This is a genomic window from Paraburkholderia sp. BGA-UO-ETr-F12 (assembly GCF_059567945.1).
Genome location: NZ_JCAQOZ010000010.1, coordinates 21,980 through 39,286 on the forward strand (window position 1 = coordinate 21,980; position 17,307 = coordinate 39,286).

At 61.9% G+C, this 17,307-nt stretch carries 16 protein-coding genes; 7 read left to right on the plus strand and 9 right to left on the minus strand.

Annotated elements, in window-relative coordinates:
• The first annotated feature begins 19 nt into the window (after nt 1–19).
• Nucleotides 20–772, plus strand: a complete 753-nt coding sequence (locus tag AC57B6_RS03485) for an IclR family transcriptional regulator domain-containing protein (protein ID WP_028198585.1) — start codon at nt 20–22, stop codon at nt 770–772.
• A gap of 226 nt (nt 773–998) precedes the next feature.
• Complete coding sequence (locus AC57B6_RS03490) at nt 999–1,211, plus strand: hypothetical protein (protein WP_028198586.1); 213 nt, start codon at nt 999–1,001, stop codon at nt 1,209–1,211.
• Between the two features lie 156 nt (nt 1,212–1,367).
• On the opposite strand, the gene AC57B6_RS03495 is transcribed toward AC57B6_RS03490, so the two are convergent.
• Nucleotides 1,368–1,646, minus strand: coding sequence for a hypothetical protein (locus AC57B6_RS03495; RefSeq protein WP_028198587.1), 279 nt, complete (start codon nt 1,644–1,646; stop codon nt 1,368–1,370).
• Between the two features lie 137 nt (nt 1,647–1,783).
• On the minus strand, nt 1,784–2,539 hold the full coding sequence (locus AC57B6_RS03500) for a Mut7-C RNAse domain-containing protein (protein WP_030102329.1): 756 nt from the start codon (nt 2,537–2,539) through the stop codon (nt 1,784–1,786).
• 94 nt (nt 2,540–2,633) lie between these two features.
• On the opposite strand from AC57B6_RS03500, the gene AC57B6_RS03505 reads away from it, so the two are divergent.
• Nucleotides 2,634–3,503: an NAD(P)-dependent oxidoreductase gene (locus AC57B6_RS03505; RefSeq protein WP_030102328.1), complete on the plus strand. Its 870-nt coding sequence runs from the start codon at nt 2,634–2,636 to the stop codon at nt 3,501–3,503.
• Nucleotides 3,504–3,571: 68 nt separating this feature from the next.
• On the plus strand, nt 3,572–4,207 hold the full coding sequence (locus tag AC57B6_RS03510; RefSeq protein ID WP_491564801.1) for a LysE family transporter: 636 nt from the start codon (nt 3,572–3,574) through the stop codon (nt 4,205–4,207).
• A 293-nt stretch (nt 4,208–4,500) separates the two neighbouring features.
• On the opposite strand, the gene AC57B6_RS03515 is transcribed toward AC57B6_RS03510, so the two are convergent.
• From AC57B6_RS03515 to AC57B6_RS03540, 6 genes are all read right to left on the minus strand, one after another.
• Complete coding sequence (locus tag AC57B6_RS03515) at nt 4,501–5,325, minus strand: OmpW/AlkL family protein (RefSeq protein WP_035520426.1); 825 nt, start codon at nt 5,323–5,325, stop codon at nt 4,501–4,503.
• Between the two features lie 172 nt (nt 5,326–5,497).
• The gene (locus AC57B6_RS03520; protein WP_028198592.1) at nt 5,498–6,745 is read right to left on the minus strand and encodes a DUF2957 domain-containing protein; all 1,248 of its coding nucleotides are present in this window, start codon (nt 6,743–6,745) and stop codon (nt 5,498–5,500) included.
• 100 nt (nt 6,746–6,845) lie between these two features.
• Nucleotides 6,846–8,258, minus strand: coding sequence for a DUF2957 domain-containing protein (locus tag AC57B6_RS03525; RefSeq protein ID WP_030102325.1), 1,413 nt, complete (start codon nt 8,256–8,258; stop codon nt 6,846–6,848).
• Nucleotides 8,259–8,746: 488 nt separating this feature from the next.
• A complete protein-coding gene (argC, locus tag AC57B6_RS03530; RefSeq protein ID WP_028198594.1) occupies nt 8,747–9,694 on the minus strand; it encodes an N-acetyl-gamma-glutamyl-phosphate reductase in 948 nt (315 codons plus the stop codon).
• Nucleotides 9,695–9,971: 277 nt separating this feature from the next.
• A complete protein-coding gene (locus AC57B6_RS03535) occupies nt 9,972–10,553 on the minus strand; it encodes a flavodoxin family protein (RefSeq protein ID WP_028198595.1) in 582 nt (193 codons plus the stop codon).
• Nucleotides 10,554–10,621: 68 nt separating this feature from the next.
• On the minus strand, nt 10,622–11,224 hold the full coding sequence (locus AC57B6_RS03540; RefSeq protein WP_028198596.1) for a YbhB/YbcL family Raf kinase inhibitor-like protein: 603 nt from the start codon (nt 11,222–11,224) through the stop codon (nt 10,622–10,624).
• Nucleotides 11,225–11,490: 266 nt separating this feature from the next.
• Between AC57B6_RS03540 and AC57B6_RS03545 the strand changes: the two genes are divergently transcribed.
• Nucleotides 11,491–12,180 carry a response regulator gene (locus AC57B6_RS03545; RefSeq protein WP_046567513.1) on the plus strand — a complete coding sequence of 230 codons (690 nt, stop codon included), beginning with the start codon at nt 11,491–11,493 and terminating at the stop codon, nt 12,178–12,180.
• A 108-nt stretch (nt 12,181–12,288) separates the two neighbouring features.
• Here the strand turns inward: AC57B6_RS03545 and AC57B6_RS03550 are convergent, their stop codons facing one another.
• Nucleotides 12,289–12,975 (minus strand): orotate phosphoribosyltransferase, encoded by a 687-nt coding sequence (locus AC57B6_RS03550; RefSeq protein WP_252888503.1) that lies wholly within the window; start codon nt 12,973–12,975, stop codon nt 12,289–12,291.
• 366 nt (nt 12,976–13,341) lie between these two features.
• Between AC57B6_RS03550 and AC57B6_RS03555 the strand changes: the two genes are divergently transcribed.
• Together AC57B6_RS03555 and AC57B6_RS03560 are read left to right on the plus strand one after the other, a co-directional pair.
• Entirely contained in the window at nt 13,342–14,577 is a 1,236-nt protein-coding gene (locus tag AC57B6_RS03555; RefSeq protein WP_028198599.1) for an MFS transporter, read from the plus strand.
• Nucleotides 14,578–14,879: 302 nt separating this feature from the next.
• Nucleotides 14,880–17,162 carry an NADP-dependent malic enzyme gene (locus AC57B6_RS03560; protein WP_028198600.1) on the plus strand — a complete coding sequence of 761 codons (2,283 nt, stop codon included), beginning with the start codon at nt 14,880–14,882 and terminating at the stop codon, nt 17,160–17,162.
• Nucleotides 17,163–17,307: the final 145 nt, after the last annotated feature.

Consider the following 17,307-nt stretch of genomic DNA (forward strand, 5'->3'; position numbering starts at 1 on the left):
GGATTTTCAGGCAGACACAATGGACGAGAAAGACTGGATCGCCGGCGCCGCCAAGGCGCTGGCGATCATCGAAGCATTCGACGAAGAGCATGCACGCATGACGCCGACCATGGTGGCCACGCGCGCCGGGCTCTCGCGCACGGCGGCACGCCGCTACCTGCTGACGCTGCGCGAACTCGGCTACGTAGACACCGACGGCAAGCTGTTCTGGCTCGCGCCGCGGGTATTGCGGCTCGGTCAGTCGTATCTGGATTCGGCGCGCTTGCCGCGCACCGTGCAGCCATTTCTCCAGCGCATCACCGCCACCTTGCAGGAGACGGCGCTGGTCGCGATTCTCGACGAACACGACGTGGTGTACGTCGCGCGCAATGGCGTGAACCGGGCGATGGCGGTCGGCTTCGTGCTGGGCTCGCGGGCGAGCGCGCCGCTGTCGTCCGCGGGTTTGGTCCTGCTGGCGTTCCAGGCGCCGGAAAGCATCGAGCAGTGGCTGGCGTCCTATCCGATCAAGGTATTCACGCCGCATACGTATTCGACCGTCGAACGCTTGCGCGAAGTGCTGGGCGAAATTCGCCGCGACGGTTATGTCGTCACCGATCAGCAACTGGAACTGGGTATGCGTGGCGTCGCGGTACCGTTGCGGGACCGGCACGGCTCGGTTGTGGCCGCGATTAGTGTGAGTATGCCGATCGGCCAGGAGTCAGCGAACGCCGCGTTGCATCGGGTGCTGCCGACCCTCCAGGAAACCGCGAGTCTGCTCAGAAACCTGATCTGAATGCAGCACTAGGTAATCTCCCTGATATGGTCTGCTTAATGAGTGAAAGCATATCGAAAGCAAGCTGTCTCCCGGAAAATACATATCGACTTTTGCGCATGACAAACCGCATACACTGCGTAATACTCTCCCGCGGGGAGCGGGAAGGGGCCTCGAGCGCCGTCTGCTTCACCGTTAAGCTATTTCATTCAATTTGACTCAGTCGTCCAGGTTTGGGGAACAACACATGAAAAAATTCATCGTCTCGCTCGCAGCCGCATCGATCGCGCTGGTCTCCGTTCAAGCTTTCGCACAGGCATCGGACGCAGCAGCGCCGGCTGCTGCAGCTAGCACGCCGAAGAAGCACCACATCAAGAAGCTGAAGACGCACGGTAAGCGCGCTGCGGTTTCGTCGGCCGCTTCGGCAGCTGGCACGAACGACAAGGGCGCGGCAAATTAAGCATTTCGCTTGGTTTTGTCGGGCGAACCCTGCCGGTTTGCCTGCGCCTGCCGCTAGCCGGCGGGTGCAGCGCGGCGCCGGTCGAATACCGCCAGCAAAAAGGCCAGAGCTTCTGCTCTGGCCTTTTTGTCTTGAACGGCGGGTATTGGCCGCAGTTCAGTCCGCAAGGCCGCGCTTGATAACCTCGTTGAGCAGGCCGGTCATGCCTTCCGGATGGGTGGCGGCGCGCTCTTTCAGCTCCGTGACGAGGTCGCCATTCAGCTTGCAGGCGAACGCGACGAGCCCTTGGGCCTGGTCGAGCTTGCGCTGTTCACGGCGATCCAGCTTTGGCTCGGCGGCAGCGGCTTTGCCGAAGCGCTCGGCGGTCGACAGTTTCATTGCATTGTTCAGCTTGAGTGCCTTGTTCTTCTCAAGGTCGGTTTTTTTCATCGCCATACGGAAGGCCTCTGCCAGATAAGTAATCCCGCATTGTACGCATCGCGCCGTGCGTGGAGCTAACGGCGGCGATTGCGCGGGTAAAGGGCGCTCGAGCGCGGCTCGGACGGCGAGGAATTTGAGGCGTTGCGCGTTGTTCAGGCGGGCGGTTCGGGCGCGCCCGCCACGCTGTCCATCAGAGCGCGCATGCGTTGCCAGTGCGTGCCTTCCCAGAACACCCGCCGGCACACGTCGCAGGTGACGAACTGGTTGTGCCGTTCGAGCACGCCGTCGGGCGCGCGGTCGCCGACCTCATCTTTGGCGATACGCCGCAACGGCGCATTGCACATCAGACACAAACGGAACGGTTGCGCGCTGCCGGCCAGATCCAGCCTTTCAAACACTTCGCGTAATTGTTCGCGCGGCCGCAGCGTGCGGACGTAGCAGCCATGCGTGATGGCGCGGCGTTTCAATAGCTCGCGGTCGCGTGTGAGAACGATGCGTTGCTGGGCGGCAGCGAGCGCTTCGATATCGGCGTCGGGATAGTGGTTGTCGTAGAGCGTATCGAAGCCGGCTAGCCGCAGCAGCGGGGCGAGACCGCCTAGATGTGCATCGGCAATGAAGCGCACCACGCGCAGCGGATGCTCGCGCACGCGCAATAGCGGCTGGATGTCCAGCGATTCAAACTTCGGATAAACGGAGATGCGATCGCCGTCGGATAGCGGATGATTGAAACCAACCGACTCACCGTTCACCAGAATCAGTTCGACCTCGGTGTGCGGCACCCCGAGCACTTCGATCATATGTTTAGCGGTGGCGCCGTGCGCGCAGGCGCAACTGAACGCGCGCCGGCGCAGGGGCCGGGCGAGAAAATCGTTCAGCTCCTCATAGAAGCGGAATGTCGCGGTGACCATCGCATCAGTATCGCACCGTGTTCATTTGCGCGCTGTCCTGCACGTGTCGCGCGGGTGTGCTTTACTGCCAGTTCTTTAGAAGACGGAGCGACAGATGGACATCGGTTTTATCGGTCTCGGCGAGATGGGCGCCGCGATGGTTGCAAACATTTTGAAAGCCGGGCACCAGGTGCGCGTGTGGAACCGTTCGCCGGAACGCGCGCGGCCGCTCGCCGACGCAGGTGCGCAGATCGTCGCGACACCGGCCGAAGCGTTTGCTGGTGACGCAGTGTTCTCGATGCTGGCCGACGATACCGCGCTGCGCGAAGTCGTCACTGCGTCGCTGCTGGAACACGCGCCGCGCGGTTTGATCCACGTGAATATGGCGACGATCTCGGTGGCGCTGGCCGAGGAACTGGCGACGGCGCACGCCTCGCGCGGCGTCCATTACGTCGCTGCACCGGTGCTGGGGCGGCCCGACGTCGCAGCGGCAGGCAAGCTGACGATCGTGGCGGGCGGTCCCGCTGAGTCGATCGATCGCGTTCAACCGATTTTCGACGCCATCGGCCAGAAAACCTGGCGCATCGGTTCGTTGCCGCAACAGGCAAACGTGATGAAGCTCGCGGCGAACTTCATGTTGGGCGCCGCGGTTGAAACGCTCGGCGAGGCCGCTACGCTTGTGACGGGCCACGGCCTTGCGATGCAGGATTTTCTCGATGTCATCACGAGCGGCCTGTTCCCGGGACCGGTGTATTCGGGCTACGGCAAACTGATCGCGGAGCAGCGCTACGAGCCGGCGCTGTTCAAGGCGCGCCTCGGATTGAAGGACTTGCGTCTTGCGCTGGCGGCCGCCGATGCGGTCACGACGCCGTTGCCGATCGCGAGCGTGGTGCGCGACAGCCTGATCGAAGCCGTGGCGCACGGCGACGGAGAGAAAGACTTCGCGGTGCTGGGACAGGTCGCGGCACGGCGGGCAGGGCGCTGAGCGGGCGCGGGTGCGTCAGGATGCGCACGGGCATAATGGCGCCCTGATCTTTTTCCGGATTGAGCTCAATGAGTCTGCATACCTGGTGGCTTTTCGTCGCGACTGTTTTCGTTGTTTGCGCGATTCCCGGCCCGAACATGCTGCTGGTTATGACGCACGGCGCCCGGCACGGCCTGCGCCGTTCCAGCGCAACCATGGCCGGCTGCCTGTCGGCGCTGGTGTTGATGCTGGCGGTGTCGGCGGCGGGTCTTGGTGTGTTTCTCACGGCGTGGCCGACCATGTTCAACGCACTGCGGATGATCGGCGCGGCGTATCTCGTCTATCTGGGCATCAAGGCGTGGCGTGCACCGGTTGACGAAGGCGCTGCCGGCGCGGTCGAGGAACTGTCCGCGAGGCCCTTGCGTTCGCGCTTCGCGCTATTTCGCAATGGCTTCCTGGTGGCCGGCAGTAACCCGAAAGCCATCCTGTTCGCCGCCGCGCTGCTGCCGCAATTCATCGACGCCGCGCAGCCCAAGCTGCCGCAGTTCGGCGTGCTCGTCGCGACCGTGGCGGTCATCGAGGTGAGCTGGTATCTGGTGTATGCCGGATTCGGCACGCGGATCGGCGCCACCTTGAAGAGCCGCAGCGTCGCCAGGGCGTTCAATCGTCTGACGGGTGGTGTGTTCGTCGGCTTCGGCGCGATGATGGCGCTTGTGCGGCACTAGGCAAGTTATAGGCGAGTGGCGGCCTGCTGGGTGGCGCTTAACGCCGCTTGCCTGGCTCGGGACAATTTGTTGTACTTACGCAACGCTGAGGGTCAACCCTAATTTGCATGTTGCGACGCACCAAATCATTTGCTATAGTTCGTCTTGTCTCCTCCATGTCTCCTCTGATATGGATTCAGCCCGCCCACTTAGGCGGGCTTTTTTTTGCCCCGAATTTCCCGCGGTTTTCCAGAAAAGACAAAGCCGGCTGGCCCCTGTGCGAGGCCGCCGGCTTTGGTGCATCTGCGCCGAACTCAGAACTTATACGAGACCGCGAGGAACGAGATGATCGGGTCGGCTTTCAGTTCCGACTTTGAGACGCCCAGTTCCGTGCCGTCCGCCGCCTTGATGATGACCGACGAGGTGGTTTTCAGCGGAATGTACGTGACCGATGCCACGAGGCCCCAGTGGTCGGTGATGTTGTACGCGAGACCCGCGTTGAACACCGGCTGCCAGGACGACGACGCCTTCGCCGACACCTGCGTTTGCCCCGGCTTGCCCGCACCCGCTGCCAGCACCGAGCCGAGATTGTTCTGCGTCGCGCTCACGAAGTTCGGGCTCAGTTGAACGTCCGAGAACCAGTTATACGACACACCAATACCCACGAACGGCCTGAAATGGGCCGTCGGCTCATTGAAGTAGTACTGGAACAGCAGCGCCGGGCTCCACTGACGCACGCTCTTTACGATCGGGTTGGCCTGCGGATCGCCCAGATTCTGCTGACCGAGCGCGCCCGCCGGACCCGGCGGCTGAATGGTGCCGTGCCCATAGATCTTGAAGACCGGCGGCACACCCGCCACCGTCGTCACGGCAATATGGTCGGTAAGGTAATGGCTGAATACGAGGCCGACAGTATTCGCGGTATTGGTCGACAAGCTCGTGCCGCTGGACGTGAACGAGTTCGGCAGACGCAACGGTGTGTTGATCGGTGTCGGCGCGACGTTAGTGGTCAGCGGCGTGCTCGAATCCTGCGGCATGACGTGGAACCAGCCGAGCACGGCGACGTTGTCCCCCGCGTGTTGTGCGTGCGCACTGGCTGACAGGCAGATGGCCAGTATCGCGAAAAAGATTTTCTTCATGTTGTTCCTCCTGAGGCGCGCGTTGCGTTCTATGCGCGCGGCGAGCGACGGCGGCCGGGCTGCGCGGCCGCTGCGCTGGATATTCGGTGGACGCCGGCTGCCGCGCGTTTGCTGTGCGCGGCAGCCGGGACACGAACGCCTCGTTGCGTGTCGGCAGCGCGTGCTGCGTCCATTACTGGACGAAGGCGCCGATCGTGAAGTACGGCGAGGCCGCGTTGGTCAGATCGAGGTAGCCGAACACGCCACCCGTGAAGATCATCTTTCCGGTCGGCGTGGTGCCTGTCGAGGCACCCACTTGCGTCGTCGTCACCACACCCGGCACGGTCTGCGTGAAGTCCAGATTCAGCGCGGTCGCGAGCGATGCCTGCGAGGCGTTGAACGGATCGAGCAGCGTGGCCTCCGTGCCTTCGAGCGCGGTGGTGCGATAGTCGAACTGGCTATCCACGCCGATGTACTCGCCGTTCTGCGAGTTCACTGCAATCGCGCTTTGCGGCGCCAGGATCGAGATGCCGGACTCGTCGTCCGCATACGGGCCGAGTGAGCCGTTCACCGGTGTCGTCACCGATGAATTCGCTGCGCCGGTCCGTACCAGAATCGGCACCAGCTGATTTTTCAGCTTCCCCACGATCATGTAGCCGCGAGCTTTGGGTGTCGTGGCAAGCGTCGGTTTAGCCTGGCCGAGGAAGTTGTCGGTTTCGAAAGCCCCGCTGCCGTCGGACGACTGCGCGAAGTTCGTACCCGGTTGCTGACACTTGCCTGCGTTGACCCCGGAGTTGTCGCACTCGGTCCACGTACCGTCCGCATTGATCGTGATCTTCGTATCGACCGCGACCGGCGCGAAGTTTTGCGACGGGACCTGGTGATAGCCGAGCTGGTTGTAGGTGCCGGCCACGTTCGCGATGTTCGTTTCAATCGACGAGAAGCCGATGAACGGGTAATACGGGAACGTCGTATCGGGCACCGCGCCTACGCCGAGAATCCCGGCGAAGGAAATTTCCGCCCCCGGAATCGTGCCGCCGGCCACGCCTTCGCCGACAAAAATCCGCGCCGGACGATTCGGGTCGAGGCTCGCGCCGTTCAGGCGGAATGCGCACTGATTCAGCTTGGTGGTCGGCAGCAGGGTTTCCTGGGTTAGCGTGCCGCTTGCGGTCTGGCCGGCGCGCGTCGGCGCGACAGTGCCCGTGGTGGCCGGGATCGGCGATTCGATATAGCTGATTTGCCACGTCATCTTGGTTGTGTCCATCTGCAGCTTGACCAGTTCGCCGTCACCGCCGCCGCCCGTGAACACCGTGCCGTAGTCGAGCGACGCAGGACACAGACGCACTTCGGTCACCGGTCCGTCGCCATTGCCGCCGCCACCGCTGCACGCCCCCAGTAACGGTGCTGCAAGAGCGAGCACCGAAAGGATTCTCCATTTCATACCGCCTCCAGAATTTTCTCGTTGTGAGTGGCAGGCTCCCTGTCCCGCCACCTTTTGCTCTAGTTATGTCTCGTACTGCGAACTGCCGGTCCTTCAGTCCTTACTTGCTGATCTGCGCGCCGATGCCGAAGTAGGGGGCGTTTGGCGTATCTGAGTTCGCCGAGGTCGGCGTGAGGCCGCCGTTCTCAGCGCCCTGGATGGCGATGGCGTAGAGACCGCCGGACGCAATCGCAAAGCCGGTTTTGCCGTTGGTGTCCTGCACGCCGACGAGACCCGGACTCGGCAGCCCGTAGCCCAGACCAAAGCCGCTTTCCGCCGACGAGGAGCTCGGATTGATGAAGGTGCCGACTGCACCCTGGATCAACGTTGCGGTGTACTTGAAGTTCGAGTCCGCGCCAACGTAGCCGCCATCGAAACCACCGGATGCAAGCGGCGTGGCCGCGGCGAGCATGGCGATGCCGGACTCGTCGTCGACCTTTGCCGTCAGCAGATTGCTCGTGTCGACAAAACCGGTGCGGACCACCAGCGGTACCGTGGCGCCGTTGACCTGACCGAGAATCATGTGGGCAACGCCCGACTTGCCGGTTGGGCCCAGAACCGGGAGCTTGAATTGCGCGACGATCTGCGGGGCCTTCTGACTATCGAAATACCCATTGCTGTTCAGCGTCAACGGATCGCCGGTGGTGAGGCAGCCGCCGGCGTTTGGCGAATAATTCGGATTCGCGGCGTTGCTGCTCGTACAGGTGCCGCTGGCGTCGAACGTTTCGACCGTGTTGGTCGCGACCGTCGCGTAGTTGCCCGACGGTGTCAGGTGGTAAAGCAGGCCGTTGTACGTGCCTGGCAGCTTGGTGATATCGGTCGTCGTGCTCGCGAAACCAAGAAACGGATAGAAGTCAAAATGCCGATTCGGCACCGCGCCGACGTTCGAGCCGAGCAGGCCGAGGTTCAGGCCACTGAACTGCACCGTCGCACCCGGGATGCCGCCACCAGCCACGCCCTGACCGACGAGGATCATCGGGGGATTCGGGTTATTGACGAAATCGGGTGTCGTGTAAGGCTGACCGTCACCGGCGGCGGTGCCGGTCCCTGCGCCGAGAATGAAGGCGCAGCGTATTTGTTCGGCGGTCGGCAGCGCGCCGGTCGGCGGGTGGATCACGGCGCCCGTGATCTGTGTGCCCGCGCGCGTCGGCGTGACTTGACCCGTGCGCAACGGAATCGGTGATTCGAGCCACTTCAGCGTGTACGTCATCGCCGTCGCGTTGATGTTCAGTTGCACCACTTCGCCACTGCCGGCGCCGCCGAGAAAGGTGGTCTTCCCAATGTCCGCGGTAGCGGGGCACAGCGGGGCCGCGGCGGCGCCGGTGGACGGTGGGCCCTGCACGCCGCAACTCGAGCCCGAGCATTGCGGGGCATTGATCGTGCCGGGATCGCTGGCCTTGCCGCCGCCGCAAGCAATAAGCAATGGCGTCGTAGCGATGGCCATCGCCAGGCCTCGAATAATGGCGTACGACATGCTGCTGTCTCCCTTCATGTAATTGTGCGAACTAATTTCGCTGCGCGTTTAATGCCTGTCAATTGAATGAGCCGTCTAAAAAGATCGATTCAAACAGGACATTGTTTGTCGGACGCACACTACGCGGGACTTCGCAGCCCTTTTAAACAAAAAAGGAATTTTCGCTTCCACAGTCGTACCGTTGCTTCGCTGCACGCCCTTGCCAGGCAAGCGTTACAGCAAAATGGCTCTATCTTCTTCGAACGACCGTTCGAGAAAAAATCCGGAGTTTCCCTATGCGGAAAACTATGCAGGACGGGTCGATTTTGGGAATGAATTACCGTCGGTTGGTAAGCATTCCGATTTTTCTTTTTAAAGTAATGCGGGCTACTACTGATTAACGGCAAAAGAGGAGTTTGGCGGGCAGGTTTTTAAAACAAAAAGGCCGGTCTGTAAAGACCGGCCTTTCAGTGGATTGGCAGTGGAAGACGTCTGTATCTCGAACTTGCTCAGCGTTTCAAGCCGGCTTCTTCCGCGGCGCCGATGGCGAGGTTCATGCACTGGATGGCCGCGCCCGATGCGCCCTTGCCCAGGTTATCGAGGCGCGCGACGGTCACGAAGCGCTCTTCGTTGCCGAACACGAACAGGTCGACGCGGTTGGTGTCGTTGTTCGCTTGCACGTCGAAGAAACCGCCGTCGAGATTCGCCTCGGAATCGAACGGTGCGACGTGCACGAAGGCTTCACCCGCGTAGTACTCGGCGAACAGCGCGCGCACGTCTTGCGGCGTGGTCTTCTTGGCCAACTGGTTCGGCGAGAAGAAGGTGGTGACCGCGAGACCCTTGTAGAAGTCACCGACGATCGGCGTGAATACCGGTGCCGAGTTCAGGCCGGTGTGCGCCGCCATCTCCGGCAGATGCTTGTGCGTGAGGCCGAGTGCATACGGGCGCGGACTCTTGAGCTTGTCGTTGCCGCCTGCTTCGTAGTCGGCAATCATTTTCTTGCCGCCGCCGCTGTAACCCGTGATCGAGTACGCGTGCGCGGCGAAGTCCGGCGCCACGACGCCGGCTTCGACCAGGGGACGCATGGCCAACACGAAGGCCGATGCGTGGCAGCCCGGCACGGCGATCCGTTTCGCGGTGCGCAGCCGCTCGCGTTGCGAGCGAGCCAGTTCGGGCAGGCCGTAGGCCCAGTCGGCCGACGTGCGGAACGCCGTGCTCGCATCGATCAGCACGGTGCGATCGTTTTCGACCAGCGAGGCCGACTCGCGCGAAGCGACGTCCGGCAGACACAGGAACGTGACGTCCGATGCATTGATGAGACGACGGCGCTCCTCGAGGTCCTTGCGCTTCGCTTCTTCGATACGCAGGATCTCCACGTCGGCGCGTTGCGACAGGTATTCGAAAATCTTCAGGCCGGTCGTGCCTTCCTGTCCGTCGACAAAAACTTTCGTGCTCATCTCGATCTCACTGGCTTACTGGAAACGGGGCGCGACACCGCGCCGGAACGCTATTTTAAGACCTGATAGCGACGGGTGTGCAAAAGGTGTGCAAAGCGGGGTGAAAAAACGACGATGCGCGCTTAAAGTGACATCGGCATGACGGGTTATGCGACAGATGCATGCCGATGCAGGCCGGTTCCGCGCAAATTGACGATACGTGGGAAGCGCTGCGGCGCTCGCATCGCGCGCGTGGCGGTGAGACCGCCAAGCGGGGCGAGTCTATGGAACCGTGCTATCAAACGCCTGCTTGCGCGCCCGCTTTCCATCTTGCCGTAGCGCCGGCAATGCGCACGCCGAACATCCGCGCCGTTTCCAGATCGCCCGCGGGCGGTGCTTCTTCCGGCGACGCATCCGCCGGGGACTGTGCCAGCAGGCCGGTAAAGCCGCCTACGTAGTTCAGATCGTTACGGGTGGCCGCCTTGGTGTTCGACGGCATCATGCCGGTGCCGACCCAGATCATGCTGTGTTGCATTGCCAGCGTGACGAAGTACTGGATCGTCGAGAACTTGTCGCCGTTCATGGTCGCAGAATTGGTGAAACCGGCGGCGATCTTGTCCTTCCAGGTTTGGCCGAACCACGGTTTCGAACTCGCGTCGGCAAATTTCTTGAAATCGGCGGACGGCCCGCCCATGTACGTCGGCGCGCCGAAGATGATGGCGTCCGCGGCCGCCAGCTCTGCCCAGCCGGCGTCGTCGATCTCGCCGACCGGCAGGAGTTTCGCGTCCGCGCCGGCTTCGAGCGTACCGGCCAGCACCGCCTCCGCGACTTTCTTCGTATGGCCGTAGCCGCTGTGATAAACGATGACGATCTTCGACATGGCATTCTCCGGCAAGTTGAAAAAGAGAGCTAAGGATAGCAGCGGCGCGTGGCGAGTTGATGGCGCCGCTACCGTCCGTAGTTGACCACCATCCGCGCGCTGCCAAGCGTGGCGGTGCTGATCTCATGATCGAACATGAGTGCCGGGCGCCCTTGTGCGAGGCGCAGGTCCGCGGTGCTCAGCGCATAGACGGTGATGATGTAGCGATGCGGTTTGCCGGGCGGCGGGCAAGGGCCGCCGTATCCATCGAGATCGAAGTCGTTGCGTGCCTCGAGCGCGCCGAGTTTCTTCAGGAAGCCCGATGCGCTGGCGTTCTCCGGCAAGCTGCCGACGGTGGCCGGAATGCCTGCCACGGCCCAGTGCCACCAGCCGCGGCCGGGTGCATCCGGATCGAAGATCGTGATCGCGAAGCTGCGCGTGCCGGCCGGCGCATTGCGCCACGTCAACTGTGGCGAGCGATTTCCGCCCTGGCAGTCATCCTGATTAAAAACCTGCGCCGCGTCCACGGCGCCACCCGCATGGAAGCTGGTGCTGGTTAGTGTGAACACGTCCTCGGCGAGTGCGTGTGGGATATGCGCCGCGAATAGCGCAAGACCCAGCATCGCGCAGGTGAAGGACGGCATCCGGCGGAACAGCGAAGCAAGCGAAACAACCAGGCAACGCGAGCGCATGTGCCGGTTCTCCTGTCAGGGGCGCGAGGCGGTTGTCCTCGCGAGGATTATTGTCCCTATTTTGTGCCCCAAGGTCGATTCAAGTCTAACATTCGCTTTGCGACGGCTCATTGTTGCCGCCGGCGGGTTTGGTGGGCGTGAAATCGGCTATAGTCGGAGGAATTGTCCGCGCGAATACAGACCGCGCACTCGGTCAATTCAAGTACCAAGAATAGAAAGGTATGTCGGAAGTTTTGGAGAGCGGTTTATCTGTCGAGGGGAGGGCAATGCAAGATCCAGTCAGGGTCGTGGTCGCTGACGACCATCCGGTGATTCTGTTCGGCGCCGAACAAGCGTTGCTCAAGTTTCCAGGTCTGCAGGTCGTCGCGCGCGCGCGACAGTCAACCGAGTTGATCAAGGTGCTGCAGACCATTCCGTGCGACGTGCTCGTCACGGATCTGGCCATGCCTGGCGGCCAGTATGGCGACGGTCTGCCGCTGATCGGCTATCTGCGCCGCAATTTCCCGGACCTTCCCATTGTCGTGCTGACGATGCTGGAAAACGCCGCGCTGCTCAAGCGGCTGAGCGAACTCGGGGTGACCTCGGTCGTCAACAAATCGGACGATCTGAGCCATATCGGGCTCGCGGTGCAGCACGTCAGCCGCAACCTCGAATACATGAGTCCGTCCGTCAAGGCGTCGCTCGACACGTTGCGCATGAATGCCGGCGGCAAGAACGAAGACGTGATGCTGTCGCGGCGCGAGCTCGAGGTGGTGCGTCTGTTTGTCTCCGGTATGACGATCAAGGAGATCGCGGAGCACCTTAATCGCAGCATCAAGACGATCAGCACGCAGAAGAATACGGCGATGCGCAAACTCGGGATCGATCGCGATTCGGAGTTGTTCCAGTACGCGCAGAGCAACGGCCTCTTGAATCTGTCTTCGCACTCGGCCGACGATACCGGCAGTGCGGCCTAGCCGCGACCATTCGTCCCGCCAGGCGAACTCCATGCGAACTCAATGAAAAAAGCCGCCTGTCGATGAGACAGGCGGCTTTTTTATTCCATCCGCATTAAGCGGCTGCGCTTACTGCGGCGTTGCGTTGGCGCCGCCGTGAGCCGCCGACCATTCGGCCGGTGCGTGCAGGAATTTTTCCACTTCGTCGAGCGTTTTGGTATCGAAGTAGTTATTTGCCTTGGCGACGCGCAACACGTCCCACCACGTGGCAAGCGCGTGCAGATCGACGTCGATGTCTTTCAGCACCGACACGCTTTCCTTGAAGATGTTGTAGTGGAACAGAACGAAGCAGTGGTTCACCGTTGCGCCGGCGGTGCGCAGCGCATTGATGAAGTTGATCTTGCTGCGGCTGTCCGTGGTCAGATCTTCGACCAGCAGTACACGTTGCCCTTCCGTCAGCAGACCTTCGATCTGCGCGTTACGGCCGAAACCCTTCGGCTTCTTGCGCACGTACTGCATCGGCACCATCAGGCGGTCGGAGAGCCAGGCCGCGAACGGGATGCCGGCGGTTTCGCCACCGGCAACCGCGTCGATCTGTTCATAGCCGACGTCGCGCAGGATGGTGGTTTCGGCCATTTCCATCAGGCCACGGCGCACGCGCGGATACGAGATCAGCTTGCGGCAGTCGATATAAACCGGGCTCGCCCAGCCGGACGTGAAAATGTACGGTGTCTCCGCGTTGAAGTGCACTGCTTGCACTTCCAGCAGCATCTTGGCGGTGGTGTCGGAGATCGTCTGGCGATCGAAGCCTGTCATGGGCGGATCCTTGGGTGTGAGCGAGGAGAAGCGGGCGCGAAGCCCGGTGGCGCAGCAAGCGGGGTATCCGCGCCATGATGGGCGGAATACGCGGCCGGTCGGTGGAGTACAGGCCGGCCGGTTTAACTGCGATTTTGCTGCGCGCGTAGCCCGACATTTTACCCGAAATGGCCCCTCCCGAGGAGGCTGTCGTGTGCATTCGCCGCGAATGACGGGCATAACGGCCACGCTGAACGGGACTTTCAGGGTTGGCTGGGCGCCGGTTTTATGGCTTGCTTGTGAGCGGCTTGGGGCACCTTTACACTCACGCGAATTTCCTGGCGGCCTTGCACGTTGGCCGTCGCCATGTCCTACGGAATGCTTTCAATGACTGCCGCTTCTTCTTCTGCCACCGAGACCTGTGAACCCGCCAGGCGTGGCTATGCGGGACGCGCGCTGATCGCGTCGGTGCTCGGTTACGCGATGGACGGCTTCGATCTGCTGATCCTCGGTTTCATGTTGCCGGTCATTGCTGCGGATCTGCATCTGAGTTCAGCACAAGCAGGTTCGCTTGTGACGTGGACCTTGATTGGGGCTGTCGCCGGCGGCCTGATTTTTGGCGTTTTAAGCGACTATTTTGGCCGCGTGCGGATGCTGACGTGGACGATTCTGATTTTTGCCATATTCACCGGCCTCTGTGCGTTGGCGCAAGGCTATACCGACCTGCTGGCTTATCGAACCATTGCCGGCATTGGTCTGGGCGGTGAGTTCGGCATCGGCATGACGCTGGTGGCCGAAGCGTGGCCCGCGTCGCAACGGGCCCGCGTGTCGTCGTATGTCGGGCTGGGATGGCAGCTTGGAGTGCTGGCGGCCGCGTTGCTGACGCCGCTGCTGCTGCCGATGATTGGCTGGCGCGGTATGTTCGCGCTTGGACTGCTACCTGCCGTGGTGTCGTTTTTCGTGCGGCGCAGCGTTGAGGAACCGGCACTGTTCACCGAACGCGTTGCGCGTGGCATGCGCAAGCTGCCGCTCAAGCTGCTGGTGGCCGACGCACGCACCACGCGCGCCAGCATCGGCGTGGCGATTCTCTGTTCAGTCCAGAACTTCGGCTATTACGGGCTGATGATCTGGCTTCCGAGCTATTTGTCGAAGACCTTCGGTTATTCGTTGACCAAATCCGGTGTGTGGACAGCCGTGACGGTTCTCGGTATGGCGGCTGGCATCTGGCTGTTCGGCATGGCCGCCGACCGGTTCGGCCGCAAGCCCACGTTCCTGTTCTACCAGGTGGGCGCGGTGGTGATGGTATTCGTCTACGCGCATCTGACAACCCCGATGGCGCTGCTGATCGGCGGCGCGGCAATGGGCGTGTTCGTGAACGGGATGATCGGTGGCTACGGCGCGCTGATTTCCGAGCTTTATCCCACCGATGCGCGGGCCACCGCGCAGAACGTACTGTTCAACGTCGGCCGGGCGGTCGGCGGTTTCGGGCCGGTGGTCGTAGGCGCATTGGCCGCGCGCTATTCGTTCGGCGCCGCGCTCGTTTTGCTCGCGTCGATTTATCTACTCGACGTCTTCGCAACGCTTTTTCTGATTCCCGAACGACGCGGCGCCGAACTCGAATGACGTGTGCTCGACGCCCGCGCAACGGTGAGCGGAATGGCCACTGGATGCGGCGCCGCAGCATTGCCGGCGCCTGTTTCGCTGGTGGCGAGCCGCGTTAACCAGTCAGTGCATCGACTCGTTCGGGGTGTACACTGATCGACCCGCGTAGCACTCCGCACCGTCTTGCGCTCCGCCGAGGTTCGACGCTGCGCCCAACCGGCGCACGCGAAAACCGCCGCCGTCGATTATCCATTCGATAGACGCGAAGCGCCGCCACGGGGCAGTGTGCCGGGCCCAATTACTTACGTCTCGCAGGTTAAAAAATGGACGAACAACTTAAGCAAAGCGCTCTCGCCTACCACCAGAATCCGAAACCCGGCAAGATTTCGGTCACGCCCACCAAGCCGCTGTCGAACCAGCTCGACCTGTCGCTTGCATACTCGCCGGGCGTCGCCGCGGCCTGTATGGCGATCTACGACGAACCGCTCGACGCGCAGAAGTACACCTCGCGCGGCAACCTCGTCGGCGTGATCACGAACGGCACGGCCGTGCTCGGTCTCGGCAACATCGGCCCGCTCGCCGCGAAGCCGGTGATGGAAGGCAAGGGTTGCCTGTTCAAGAAGTTCGCCGGCATCGACGTGTTCGACATCGAACTCGCCGAGTCGGATCCGGACAAGCTGGTCGAAGCGATCGCCATGCTCGAGCCGACGCTCGGCGGCATCAACCTTGAAGACATCAAGGCACCGGAATGCTTCTACATCGAGAAGAAGCTGCGCGAGCGCATGAAGATTCCGGTCTTCCACGACGATCAGCACGGTACCGCGATCATCGCCTCGGCGGCGATACTGAATGGCCTGAAAGTGGTCGGCAAGAAGCTCGACGAAGTGAAGCTGGTGTGTTCGGGCGCCGGCGCGGCGGCCATCGCGTGTCTGGATCTGCTGGTGAATCTGGGTCTGTCGAAAAAGAACGTGCTGGTCACGGACTCGAAGGGCGTGATCTACGAAGGTCGCGGCAATCTCGATCCCTCAAAGGAACGCTACGCGGCGAACACTGAAGCGCGTACCCTGGCCGACGCGATCCGCGGCGCCGACGTGTTCCTCGGTTGCTCGAGCGCCGGCGTGCTGAAGCCGGAAATGGTCGCCGAAATGGGCACGCAACCGCTGATCCTCGCGCTGGCGAATCCGGAACCGGAAATCCGTCCGGAAGAAGCAAAGAAGGTGCGCCCGGACTGCATCATCGCAACGGGTCGTTCGGACTATCCGAACCAGGTCAATAACGTGCTGTGCTTCCCGTTCATCTTCCGTGGCGCGCTGGATGTCGGCGCAACCACGATCACGGAAGAAATGAAGCTCGCGTGCGTGCGCGCGATTGCTGAACTGGCCGAAGAAACCGATCAGGGCGATGAAGTCGCCAAGGCCTACGAAGGCCACTCGCTCGAATTCGGCCCGGAATACCTGATTCCGAAGCCGTTCGATCCGCGTCTGATCATCAAGATCGCGCCGGCTGTTGCGCAAGCCGCGATGGATTCGGGCGTCGCAACCCGTCCAATCAAGGACATGGACGCGTATCGCGAAGAACTCGGCACGACCGTGTACCGCACCGGCATGGTGATGCGTCCGGTGTTCGCGGCGGCGAAGTCCGAGCCGGCGCGTATCGTGTTCGCCGAAGGTGAAGACGAGCGCGTGCTGCGTGCCGCGCAATTCGTGCTGCTGGAAAAGATCGCCAAGCCGATTCTGGTCGGCCGTCCGTCGGTGATCGAGATGCGTCTGAAGAAGATGGGCTCGAAGCTGAAGTGCGGTGAAGATTTCGAGGTGGTCGATCCGGAAGACGATCCGCGCTACCAGCAATGCTGGCAGGCATACCACGAACTCGGCGCGCGCGAAGGCGTGACGCCGGACGTCGCGAAGGCCGCGATGCGCAAGTTCAATACGCTGATCGGCGCGATCCTGGTGCGCCTCGGCGAAGCAGACGGCATGATCTGCGGGATGATTGGCCAGTACCACACGCATCTGAAATTCATCGAGCAGGTGCTGGGCAAAGCGGACAACGTGCAGAACTTCGCCGCGATGAACCTGCTGATGCTGCCGGGCCGCAACCTGTTCATCTGCGATACGTACGTGAACGAAACGCCGACCGCCGAACAGCTTGCCGACATGACGATGCTGGCTTCGCGCGAAATCGAAAAGTTCGGTATCACGCCGAAGGTCGCGTTGCTGTCGAATTCGAACTTCGGCAGCGCGCCGTCGGCGTCGTCGCAACGTATGGCTGCAGCGCGCAAGCTGATTGCTGAACGTGCGCCTTCGCTCGAGATCGACGGTGAAATGCACGGCGACGCGGCGTTGTCGGAAATGGTCCGCAAGGCTGCGTTCCCTGGCACGACGCTGAGCGGTGAAGCGAACCTGCTGATCATGCCGAACGTCGAAGCAGCCAATATCGCGTACAACCTGCTGAAGATGGTTGGCGGCGAAGGCGTGACGGTCGGTCCATTCCTGCTGGGCGCGGAAAAGCCGGTGCACATCCTGACACCGGCCGCGACTGTGCGCCGCATCATCAACATGACGGCAGTGGCCTCGGCCAATGCACGCAAGCGGGTGAGCGCGCAGTAATGATGATTTGATGTCGAAGCGACGCCGCATCGCGGCGTTCGCGATAAGCCAGCAAAAGCGCCACGGAAGCAGATTCCGTGGCGCTTTTTATTTGCACGTTCTGAATTGAGTGAGCGTTTGTCTGAAGGATTCTTAAGTCGATAAA

Bases quoted from the DNA above. Each gene is read 5' to 3' on its own strand.
- AC57B6_RS03485 (WP_028198585.1), top strand. From the start codon at position 20: ATGGACGAGAAAGACTGGATCGCCGGCGCCGCCAAGGCGCTGGCGATC.
- AC57B6_RS03490 (WP_028198586.1), top strand. From the start codon at position 999: ATGAAAAAATTCATCGTCTCGCTCGCAGCCGCATCGATCGCGCTGGTC.
- AC57B6_RS03495 (WP_028198587.1), bottom strand. From the start codon at position 1,646: ATGGCGATGAAAAAAACCGACCTTGAGAAGAACAAGGCACTCAAGCTG.
- AC57B6_RS03500 (WP_030102329.1), bottom strand. From the start codon at position 2,539: ATGGTCACCGCGACATTCCGCTTCTATGAGGAGCTGAACGATTTTCTC.
- AC57B6_RS03505 (WP_030102328.1), top strand. From the start codon at position 2,634: ATGGACATCGGTTTTATCGGTCTCGGCGAGATGGGCGCCGCGATGGTT.
- AC57B6_RS03510 (WP_491564801.1), top strand. From the start codon at position 3,572: ATGAGTCTGCATACCTGGTGGCTTTTCGTCGCGACTGTTTTCGTTGTT.
- AC57B6_RS03515 (WP_035520426.1), bottom strand. From the start codon at position 5,325: ATGAAGAAAATCTTTTTCGCGATACTGGCCATCTGCCTGTCAGCCAGT.
- AC57B6_RS03520 (WP_028198592.1), bottom strand. From the start codon at position 6,745: ATGAAATGGAGAATCCTTTCGGTGCTCGCTCTTGCAGCACCGTTACTG.
- AC57B6_RS03525 (WP_030102325.1), bottom strand. From the start codon at position 8,258: ATGTCGTACGCCATTATTCGAGGCCTGGCGATGGCCATCGCTACGACG.
- argC (WP_028198594.1), bottom strand. From the start codon at position 9,694: ATGAGCACGAAAGTTTTTGTCGACGGACAGGAAGGCACGACCGGCCTG.
- AC57B6_RS03535 (WP_028198595.1), bottom strand. From the start codon at position 10,553: ATGTCGAAGATCGTCATCGTTTATCACAGCGGCTACGGCCATACGAAG.
- AC57B6_RS03540 (WP_028198596.1), bottom strand. From the start codon at position 11,224: ATGCGCTCGCGTTGCCTGGTTGTTTCGCTTGCTTCGCTGTTCCGCCGG.
- AC57B6_RS03545 (WP_046567513.1), top strand. From the start codon at position 11,491: ATGCAAGATCCAGTCAGGGTCGTGGTCGCTGACGACCATCCGGTGATT.
- AC57B6_RS03550 (WP_252888503.1), bottom strand. From the start codon at position 12,975: ATGACAGGCTTCGATCGCCAGACGATCTCCGACACCACCGCCAAGATG.
- AC57B6_RS03555 (WP_028198599.1), top strand. From the start codon at position 13,342: ATGACTGCCGCTTCTTCTTCTGCCACCGAGACCTGTGAACCCGCCAGG.
- AC57B6_RS03560 (WP_028198600.1), top strand. From the start codon at position 14,880: ATGGACGAACAACTTAAGCAAAGCGCTCTCGCCTACCACCAGAATCCG.